The 10,905-nt window shown below is 60.6% G+C and carries 6 protein-coding genes; 4 read left to right on the forward strand and 2 right to left on the reverse strand.

Features of this window, described 5'->3' with window-relative positions; all coding sequences use genetic code 11:
* Positions 1 to 1,608, forward strand: a 1,608-nt coding sequence (locus tag SGJ19_00420; GenBank protein MDZ4778698.1) for a TolC family protein, incomplete at its 5' end; no start/stop codon positions are given.
* A gap of 30 nt (positions 1,609 to 1,638) precedes the next feature.
* Here the strand turns inward: SGJ19_00420 and SGJ19_00425 are convergent.
* The gene (locus SGJ19_00425) at positions 1,639 to 3,390 is read right to left on the reverse strand and encodes an Nramp family divalent metal transporter (GenBank protein ID MDZ4778699.1); all 1,752 of its coding nucleotides are present in this window, start codon (positions 3,388 to 3,390) and stop codon (positions 1,639 to 1,641) included.
* 269 nt (positions 3,391 to 3,659) lie between these two features.
* Entirely contained in the window at positions 3,660 to 5,426 is a 1,767-nt protein-coding gene (gene aspS, locus SGJ19_00430; protein ID MDZ4778700.1) for an aspartate--tRNA ligase, read from the reverse strand.
* Between the two features lie 747 nt (positions 5,427 to 6,173).
* On the opposite strand from aspS, the gene SGJ19_00435 reads away from it, so the two are divergent.
* The 3 genes from SGJ19_00435 to ileS all read left to right on the forward strand — a co-directional run bounded on the left by SGJ19_00435 (position 6,174) and on the right by ileS (position 10,867).
* Positions 6,174 to 6,533, forward strand: a complete 360-nt coding sequence (locus SGJ19_00435) for a hypothetical protein (protein MDZ4778701.1) — start codon at positions 6,174 to 6,176, stop codon at positions 6,531 to 6,533.
* Positions 6,534 to 6,768: 235 nt separating this feature from the next.
* Entirely contained in the window at positions 6,769 to 7,203 is a 435-nt protein-coding gene (locus tag SGJ19_00440; GenBank protein ID MDZ4778702.1) for a hypothetical protein, read from the forward strand.
* Positions 7,204 to 7,369: 166 nt separating this feature from the next.
* Entirely contained in the window at positions 7,370 to 10,867 is a 3,498-nt protein-coding gene (gene ileS, locus SGJ19_00445) for an isoleucine--tRNA ligase (GenBank protein MDZ4778703.1), read from the forward strand.
* Positions 10,868 to 10,905 lie beyond the last annotated feature (38 nt).

Below are 10,905 nucleotides of genomic sequence, written 5' to 3' on the forward strand. Positions count from 1 at the left end.
CTGCCGCGGTCGTTCACACAAGATTTGGGAGTCTTTCAAGCCGGACTGAGCAAATTCACGGCCGCTGGCGGTCAGTTGGCTCTGCGCAACAACTCGACCTACAACGACAACAACAACTCCGGACAGCCATTCGGCCAGGCCTTCACGAGCGCCTGGGATAACAACGTCGAAGCGGAATTCCGTCAGCCGTTATTGCAGGGCGCCGGCCTGGAAGTGAATCGCATCGCTGGACCAAACGCCTCGCCGGGCTTTTTCTTCGGCAACGGCGTGGTGCTCGCGCGATTAAACACGGACATCGCCGCCGATGACTTCGAAGCTCGCGTGATCGACCTGGTCAGCCAGGTCGAGGACGCCTACTGGGAGCTGGGTTTCGCTTACGCGACACTCGACGCCCGGCGCACGGCCCGCGACGGAGCGCTCGAATCATGGCGGCGCATCAAAGCGTTGATGGACGTCGGTCAACGCGGCGGCGAGTTGGAGAATGAATCCCAGGCCCGTGCTCAATACTATCAATTCGAATCGCAAGTTCAGGACGCCCTAAGCGGGCGCACGAATGGCAACGGCGTGTACTCGAACGAGCGACGTCTGCGCCGGCTGATGGGCATCTCGGCCAACGACGGCCGTTTGATTCGCCCGGTGCAGCGGCCCGTGCGGGCGAAGGTCGTGTTCGACTGGAACGACATTCTGCCGCAATCGATGATCTATCGCGTCGAATTGCACCGCCAGCGCGTGCAGATTCGCCGCCGCGAGATGGAAATTATCGCCGCGCGAAACTTCCTCCTGCCCCGTTTGGACGCGGTCGGCACTTACCGCTTCCTGGGGCTCGGCGACGACTACATGGGCAACGGTCCCCCAGGCACGGGAGACTTTGGCAGCGCGTGGGAGAATACGCTGGCCGGCGACTACCAGGAATGGCAACTCGGCGCCCAGTTGACGGTGCCGATCGGCTTCCGCCGAGCCTTGGCGAACATGCGGAACGCCCAGTTGAACCTGTCTCGCGAGCGGGCGATCCTCGCCGAGCAAGAGCAGCAGATTCAACACGAGCTGAGCAACGCCATCGGCGAATTGGATCGTGCCTTTGTGCTGACGCAAACAAATCTCGACCGCACGTTGGCCGCGCGGACGCAAGTTCAAGCCGTGACCGACGCCTTCGACGTGGGGCGCGTGACGTTCGATGTCGTGGTCCAAGCCCGGGCGTCGGAAGTCGACGCGGCGACTGCCTACTATCGCTCGGTGGTCGACTACATGCTGGCGATCAAAAACACGCATTTCCAAAAGGGCACGCTGTTGGAGTTCGACGGCGTCGCCTTGGGCGAAGGACCCTGGCCGCGCCGTGCCTACACGCAAGCACAACAATTGCGTAGCCATCCGCGGCAGATCAACTACGCCATGACGCGCCGTCGCGGCATCAACATGGGCGCCCTGCGACCGGCGGCTGTGCAAAACACCGTGCCTGCAAACAATACTTTGCCGGGCGAACGTCTGCCGACGGAAATGCTGCCCCAGGCGCGCATTCCGGCAGGCCGTCCCATGACGCCGAAGCACGATGTGCCGCCCGCATCGGCAAAGTTGCCAGGATTGCCGGTCTCATCGGGACATGCCGGGTAGAAGAGGCTCACGCATTGTTGCTGGGAACAACTAGATGAACCCATATTTGCGCAACAATTGAACCGTGGCGAGGACCGCCATCGCGAGGAAGAATGCGCCGGCCAGGAACATGGCGATGCGCATAAACCAACCCGGGCGAATCGCCTTGGGCAGCAGAATGGTGTTCACGCCGATCGTATGCCAGCAACTGAAGCCGAGGGCATAGTTGTAGAACAGCCCCGTGATTTCAATGAGCTGCTTGGGACTGGTGAAGGACAACATGAGGAAGCCGAACGCGACATAGCAGCAGAGCACCATGAAATAGAGACGCCCGATGTGCGCCGGATCCCAGCTTCGCAACCGCTTGCTGCCGGTCCAAAACACATCCACCCAACGCCGTAAGAACCCGTCGGCGGTGACGGGAATGGTTCCTGCGAGCACGAGAAACCCGCAGAACAACGTCAAGAACCAGAACAGCGGCCCCCAGGTGGAGCCGACTGCGTTGGCGACGCCATCGGCCGTCATGCCAGCGGCGTTCCAATCGTTCGCAGTCGTACCGCGCGGCAAAAACTGGACGCTCAACATACTGGGAAGCGCCAGCCCGACGAAGCAAGCGGGCCCCCAGACGATGAGTTGATCGCGCAAGATGTGTTTTTGCCACCGCCGCCAACGCGGGAGCGTCTGTTCGTTGACGTCAAACACCACTCCGGTGTGCGACAGTTCCAGCCGTCGATTGCCAAAGATGGTCGGGATGGCGCCCACGTGATGGCCCATGCCCCAGCCTTGATCACGCGTGTAGACGCTGACGGTCGTATTGGTCAAGCCTCCGGAACCCGCCACGGCGACCATGGCGCTCAGCCCGGCGATAATCGCCAAGTTGATCGTGGGGAATCCTCGTCCCTCCCACAGCGAGACGAAAACATTCTCCAGATTGTCGCCGTCGCGCCGACCGTCTTGATCTTGGTCGTTGAATTCGCCGGCGTCGGGCCGTCCGTTGCGATTTTTGTCGTCCCAGCTTTCGACACTGTCCAGTCGGCCGTCGCTATCCCAGTCCTCGCCCGGGTCCAGCACGCCGTTTCCGTTGAAATCCTCGCTGCGCTCAATCGGCACATTGCCGAACTTCACGAAGCCGGAACAGATCTCCTTCCAAGTCGCCGCCTTGGAATACATGAACGCCAGGAACAGCAGAAAACCTACGACGGTGACGAGTTTGAAGGTCATCACCGCTTTGACGGAATTGTAAACCTTGCCGCCGAAGATCAGCGGCAACATGCCGAGTAGGAAGATCACGTAACTCAACCCGCGCATCAGCCAGAAGTCGCCGGAGATGTGATCCGGGTCAGGCACCCGGTCGAGGATCATCATCGCCACCGGAGTGGCGGCGTTCGACGCCAAGTACGGAAACACCGCGCCGAAATCGAGCACCAGATACAAGCAAAGCCAGAACATCGGCCCCGGCAACAATCGGAACTTGCCGGTGAAGATCGGCTCGCCCGAGTAGAGCGTGTAGCGGCTAATCTCCAGGTTGTAAAATACCTGGCCGACGATGCTCAGCGTGGCGAGCCACAGCAATCCGCCGCCATAGCGCGCCGTTACGACAGGACCTTGCAGCCACTCGCCGCCGCCGATCGCCGCGGCCCCCATCACCAACCCCGGCCCGATCAGCGCCGTCCAATTGCGCCAGGTAAACGACGGCGCATCGATCAACTCCGCGGCGTCCCACCGCGGCATCTGGGGCGAGCCCGGATGCGGGGGCGTAAACGTCGAGGAATTCTCGGGCGGTGAAGACGGAGCAGCAGTCACGGAACCTCCCGAAGCGATCGGTTCGAGGGGTGGCGGGGCGCGGTCGAGACGTGGAGCCTAACAGCTTGGCAACAATCTGCCCCAGTTGCAAGCGTGTTGTTGCGACTCGACGACTTGGGTCGGCCACTTCACTCGGGACCAATTCGCCGCCGCGCCGATAAGCCCAGGGAAGGCCCTCCAAGTCGAATTTGTCATCCACGACATCGGAGGCCTTCCCTGGGCTTGGGAGCGCACCATCGCATTCGTTCCGAGCAGCGTTGCGACAGGCGTTACGTGTTGATCTTGATCGACAGCTCCTTGAGCTGCCGCGCATCGACCTGCCCCGGGGCTTCGGTCATCAAGTCCGCCGCCTTTTGCGTCTTCGGGAAAGCGATGCAATCGCGGATGTTCTCCAACCCGGTGAACAGCATCACGCAACGGTCAATACCGAGCGCAATCCCGCCGTGCGGCGGAGCGCCGAATTGCAGGGCGTCAAGCAAGAAGCCGAACCGGTCGCGCGCGGTTTCGCGCGACAGCCCCAGCAGATCGAAGACCTGTTGCTGCACGCCCTGATCGTGAATTCGAATCGTACCGCCGCCCGCCTCGCAACCGTTGCACACCAGGTCGTAGGCCTGCGCGCGGCACTTACCCGGGTCGCTCTCGAGCATCTCCAGATCCTGCGGCCGGGGCGCGGTGAACGGATGATGCATCGCCGCCCAGCAATTCTCCTCCGCATCGTGAGCGAACATTGGGAACTCGACGACCCAAGAGAAGTGCATCGCGTTGGGGGCGTACAACCCGAGTTCTTTGCCAAATCGCTTGCGCAGTCCATAGAGCGCTTTGCAGGTCGTTTCGAAGGTGTCCGCGACAAAGCAGAGGAAATCGCCCGGCGCAGCGCCCAGCTTATCGCCAATCCGCTTCAATAAGTCCGGCTGAAAGTTCTTCGCGGTCGGCGAGGCGAGCGTGCCGTCGGCCTCGACTTTGAACCAGACCAATCCGCCGGCGCCGTGATCTTGCATCACGAACGCAGTGAGCTCATCGATGCCCTTGCGCGAATACTTTTCGGCGGCGCCCTTCGCGTTCAGCCCGCGGACGCGTTTGCCGCTGGCGGCTGCTTCTTTGAACACGCGAAAATCAGCTTCCTTGGCCAATTCGGTCACGTCGACCAATTCCATGGCGAAACGCAGGTCTGGCGCGTCGTGCCCGTAGCGCTCCATCGCGTCGTCATACGTCATCCGCGCTAGAGGCAGCTTGACGTCCAATCGCAAGATATCCTTCGCCAGCTTGGCGACCAGTCCGTCGATGATGCCGATCACGTCGTCCGAGTCAACGAACGCCATCTCGACGTCGAGTTGCGTGAACTCCGGTTGCCGGTCGGCCCGTAAATCCTCGTCGCGGAAGCACCGGGCGACCTGCACATAGCGGTCGTAGCCGGCGATCATCAGGATTTGTTTGTACAACTGTGGCGACTGCGGCAGGGCGTAGAACTTGCCCGGGTGGACCCGGCTGGGGACCAGGTAATCCCGCGCCCCTTCCGGCGTGCTGCGGCCCAGCATCGGCGTTTCGACTTCGATGAAGCGATGCTCATCGAAGTAGTCCCGCATCGCCTTGATCATCCGATGCCGCAGGACAATCGTCCGCTGCATGTCCGGACGGCGCAGGTCGAGGTACCGGTACTTGAGCCGCAGGTCCTCGCCGGGCAGATCCATCGTCCCCGGCTGGAAGGGCGGCACCAGGCTCTTGTTCAAAATCTCCAGTTTTCGGCAGCGCAGTTCGATTTCGCCGGTGTCCAGCTTCGGATTGGTCGTTCCCTCGGGCCGCTTGGCGACCTTTCCGGTGACGGCCAGCACGAATTCCGTGCGGAGTTGCCGCGCCTCGGCGAGCAGTTCCGCCCCGCCATCGGGGGTGAAAACCACTTGCGCCTTGCCATACCGGTCGCGCAGGTCGACGAACAGGCTGCCGCCGTGGTCGCGGTAGCTATCGACCCACCCGCAAAGGGTCACTTCCTGACCAACATGCGCGGCCCGCAGTTCGCCGCAAGTCTGAGTACGAAGCAAGTTGCAACCCCTTTGCCAAACATGAGTTCCGGCTGGCCATGCCACTCGGACCACTACACTAGCCCGACGCGCCAGCGAGGGAGAGAGGACGTCGTAGCTGAGTACGGCCGGCACTCAGCTCCCACGTCAACTCCCCCTCGCTGGCGCGTCGGGCTAGTGTACCGGCTCGAATGGCTCGCAGAACACTAGATCGAACAGAACCGCCCCCAGGTTCGCCCCGGGACGGAAAGTTTGGCATTGTAAGAGCGAAACGCCGGGGGGTCGAGAAGGGGCCGTGTCTCGATTGCGAACTAACGAAAGTAAAGTCCGACGAGAAAGCCCATTGTCGTCACCGAGACGACGAACCCGACAAAGAACAGAGCCATGCCCACGGACCGGCAACAAACTCGACAATACTGGACCGTGACTTCCTGTTTCAACCGTTCCATCGCAGATCGCGGTGGGAGAATTATCCCAAACGCTAGGTAAAAAACGCGAAGCCATTTAGGAACATTCGTCAATTCGCTCACCGAAAAGCGCCCCTGACACCTTGGACAAACGGCGCTCGCCCGTTTTGTACCGCCATCATTTTGCGGTTCGAACGAGGTAAGTGTCGACTGATAAGGGTTCTCGTCCATCCAGCCATCATAAGCGACGTCCGACATCCAGTCCGCCCCCCGATCTCCCGATTGACAAACGGGCGTAACTCCCGTACCAATTTGATCTTGGATTGTTTTTTGTCGCCCGCCCCCACGAGTCGAATCGTCCATGAAGGTTAGCCTGGAAGCTGCTCCGACTGAGTTGAAAGCCTTTCCGCCAGCGGAGGAGCTCCCCTGCTGGAACACGCCCGCCGGGCTGGTCGTGGACCCCGTGGCGGAAGACGACGACTCTGAGGATGATGACGAGGAAGAAGAGGATGACGACGACGCGGAGATCGAGATCGTCACGACGCCCGAAGTCGACGATGAAGAGTTCGACGAAGACGACTTCGACGACGATTTTGATGACGACTTCGAGCAGGACCTCGACGAAAACGAGTTCATGGACTTCGACGAGGACGAACACCTGATCGACGGAAAAGACGACAATGACAAGAAAGCCGACTTCAGCGGCGACGTTGAACCGTAGGATTTAGGCCCGCTAAACACGCGAAACACACGAAAGAGTTGGTGGGAGAGTAGTTCACGGAAGACGCGGAAGAACACGGAAAAGAGGTAGTAGGGAGTTGGGTAGCAAAGTGTTCCCGCTCCACCTTCCGTGTCATTCCGCGTATTCCGTGAACCAAAACTTTCGCCTCCCCTTTTCGCGTCCTTTCGCGTATTTCGCGGTTACCTACCAGTAGTACCCCGGAGCAGAGCCAACCATGTCGGATGACAGCAAGTTTTCAGCGGACTTCGACGAGGATTCGAGCGGCACGGCTTTGCGCGATCGCGCGCCGTCGAACCAGCTTGATTTCGACATCCGCTTTTACGACGCCATCCTGGAACGCTCCCCGAATTACCTTGACGTCCTCCGTTGCCAAGGCGGCCTGTTGGCTCGCAAGGGTCTGCACGAGCGCTCCCTGGAAGTCGACCGCCGGCTGGTGCGACTCGCCCCGGACGACGAAGTCGCCCATTACAACCTGGCTTGCAACCTGGCCCTCGCCGGCCTGGCCCGCGACGGCCTGCAACAACTCCGCCGCGCCCTGGAACTCGGCTACCGCGACTTCCGTTACCTGACCATGGACGGCGACCTCGACGCCCTCCGTGACACGACGGAGTATCAGGAGTTGGCCCGGAAGTATGGGTTCGACGGTTGATCGCAGCGGCCAAGTGATGAGTGCGGAGTGATGAGTGATGAGTGATGAGTTTTGGCACTGAGCCCAGAACTCGATCGCCAATTCATTCCCCTTGGCTCCCCCTAGAACAATCGTGACGAGTCCACTCATCACTCATCACTCATCACTCATCACTCATCACTCCCCCATGTTCCCCTCCGATTCCGGCAGCGTTAAGTTTCCGGAGCTTGAAGCCCGGGTCGCCAAATTCTGGAAGGAACAGGGGATCTATCAGAAATCGCTCGTCCAGCGGGCCGGCGCTGAGCGGTTCGTGTTCTTCGAGGGGCCGCCGACCGCCAACGGCATGCCGCATCCCGGGCATTGCCTGACGCGGGCGATCAAGGACCTCTTCCCGCGCTACCAAACGATGCGCGGCAAACTCTGCGAGCGCAAAGCCGGTTGGGACACGCACGGGCTGCCGGTCGAAGTGGAAGTCTGCAAAGAGCTGGGCATCCACTCCAAGGAAGAGATCGAAGCGTACGGCATCGAGCCGTTCATCCACAAGTGCCAGCAAAGCGTCTGGCGCTACATGCAGGAATGGGAACGCCTCACCAAACGCCTCGGCTTCTGGGTCAACCTCGACGAAGCCTACGTCACCTACCACCAGAGCTACATCGAAAGCGTCTGGTGGTCGCTGAAAAAACTGTTCGACGACGGGCTGCTATATCAAGGTTACAAGATCGTCTGGTGGTGGGCCCAAGGCGGCACGGCCCTCTCGGCCGGAGAAGTGGGGCAGGGATATCGCGAAGTCGCGGACCCGAGCGTGTACGTGCGGTTTCCGTTGCTCAACGAGGACGGAACTCTGTCCGACACAGATCTGCTCGTGTGGACGACTACGCCTTGGACCTTGCCGAGCAATCAATTTGCGGCGGTGAATCCGGCACTGGAATATGCTGTCGTCGACGTGGAAGGACAGGAGCGAAAGTTTGTCGTCGCCGTTGAACGAATGGCAGACGTTGTTGCAAAAGTATCAAAGCCGGAAGGAGTGACGCCTTTCGCACCTCGCGCCTCAATTAAAGGGAGCGATCTCGTCGGCAGACGCTATATTCCACCGTTCGACTACTACCACAAGTCGCAAAGCGCAAAGCAAGGCGTTCTCAAGTCCGGAAAAAAAGAAGTACTCGCCTGGCGTGTCGTCGCCGCCGACTTCGTGACGACCGATTCCGGTACCGGCGTCGTGCATCAAGCGCCGGCGTTTGGCGAAGTAGACTTCGACGTCCTGATCGCCGAGCAAGCGCGCTTCGAGCCAGGCGATGGACCGGAGCTTATCTGCGCCGTCGCACCCGACGGCAAATTCACTGACGAAGCGCCCGATTACGCCGGCCGCTGGGTGAAGGACTGCGATAAGGACATCTCGCGCGAACTAAAGCGCCGCGGGCTGCTGTTGCACCAGGAGCAATACCTTCACGAGTACCCGTTCTGCTGGCGGGCCGAGGAAGACCCGCTCATTCAGTACCCGCGTCGCAGTTGGTTCATTCGCACGAGCCAGTTCAAAGATGCGATGCTGGCGAATAACGCCCAGATCAACTGGTTGCCGGAACATATTCGCGACGGTCGCTTCGGCAATTTCTTGGAAACGAACGTAGATTGGGCGCTCTCGCGCGAACGCTATTGGGGCACCCCGCTGCCAATTTGGCGCTGCGAAGCCACTATGCGACCGGAAGCTATTAGCAGCTATGATGAGTTGCTTGCGAAGCCTGGCGTTCGCGGAATGGATCGATGGGAAGCAGCCAAGCGCGAGTTTCCAAATCTTCCCGAAGACCTTAAGGTTCACAAACCTTACATCGACGCGATCACGTACGAATCGCCGCATCATCCGGGAGCGCGGATGCGACGAGTTCCCGACGTCATCGATTGCTGGTACGACTCCGGCGCGATGCCGTTTGCGCAGTGGGGCTATCCGCACCAAGGCCAGCAGCAGTTCCAACAACAGTTCCCGGCCGATTTCATCAGCGAGGCCCTCGACCAAACCCGCGGCTGGTTTTACAGCCAGTTGGCGATCAGCACGCTGTTGTTCGGCGACTCAGGCGCGAAAAATGATGTGGGTGCCAATGGCGGCTCGTCCGCCAGTGTTGGAGTCGACGTCGCCCATCGCACTGGCGGACAAGCCGCCAGTGGCACACAACCTGTCAGTGGCGCGCTCACGCCGACGTTTGAGTATCCCCACCCCTACAGAAACTGCATCGTCCTCGGCCTGATGCTCGGCGAGGACGGCAAGAAGATGTCGAAGAGTAAGCGGAATTACCGCGAGCCGAACGAGATCTTCGACAAGTACGGGGCCGACGCGTTGCGCTGGTACTTCTTCGCCAACCAGCCGCCGTGGACGCAGATTCGTTACAGCGAACAAGCGATCAAGGACAGCATCCCGGAGTTCCTGCTGCGGCTTTGGAACTGCTACAGTTTCTTTGCGATCTACGCCAACATCGACCAGTTCGATCCCGCGACGGCGCTGGCCGGAGACGTCGGTCAGCTGACGAGCGACGTCTTGGCGAAGGCGAAAGGCTACCGAAAACTTGCCGAGCGCGGCGAGCTCGATCGCTGGATCATGGGCGAATTGCATCGCACGGCAGCGCAAGTCGTCGAGCGAATGGACGCCTACGACAACTACGGCGCGTGCGGCGTGATCACCGAGTTCGTCGACGCGCTCAGCAATTGGTACGTCCGCCGCAGCCGGGATCGCTTCTGGAGCGGCGAGCACACGCCCGACAAGCTCGACGCGTATTGGACGCTGTATGAATGCCTGGTGACGACGACCAAGCTGATCGCCCCATTTACGCCGTTCCTGGCGGAAGGGTTGTGGCAGAACCTCGTCGTCTCCACGTTCGGCGACCGCGCAATCGAAAGCGTCCACCTCGCCGATTATCCGACCGGCAATGCGTCGGCGCACGACGCGGTGCTGTCGGAACGCATGAAGCTGGTCCGCGAAATCGTCTCCCTCGGCCGCAACGCGCGGATGGCGTCCAAACTCAAGGTCCGCCAACCGCTCGGTAAAGTGGAAGTGATCCTCGCCGACCGCACCCATCAGGCTTGGTTGGAAGCACACGGCGCGCTGGTCTGTGATGAGTTGAACGTCAAGGCCGTCGACTACGCGCCTAATGCCGATCAATACATTTCCTACACCGTGCTGCCGGACTTGAAACGCCTCGGCCCGAAGCTCGGCAAGCGACTGCCGGCGCTGAAGTCAGCTTTGGCCGCAGCCGATCCCAACGCGCTCTTGAAGCAACTCGAAACGAACGGCGTAGCGACGATCGCACTCGCGGACGGCGAAGTCTCGCTCGATCGCGAGGAGTTGCAAGTCCGCCTGCAAGCCAAAGAAGGTTGGGCCGCCGCACAAGGCGCGCTCGCCGTCGTCGTGTTGTCCACGGAACTGACGCCGGCGCTCTTGGCGGAAGGCCTCGCCCGGGAATTCGTCCACGCGGTTCAAGGCCAACGCAAAGACGTGAGTTGCGAATACACCGACCGCATCGAAATCGGCGTCGGCGGCGCGATCGACGAGCTGCGTGCAGCGCTCCAGGCGAGCGAGGCGTATATCCTCGGCGAAACGCTCGGAACCACGCTGAGCTTCGCTCCGATCCCGGGCGTCGATTCAATCGAAGTCAAAATCGGCGATGTCACGATTCAGCTTTACGTCAAACGACTACAATAGGTTGCTCCGAGGATTCACTACGGAGGAGGAGTTTGAAG

It is taken from the genome of Planctomycetia bacterium, assembly GCA_034440135.1.
Lineage (GTDB): Bacteria > Planctomycetota > Planctomycetia > Pirellulales > JALHLM01 > JALHLM01.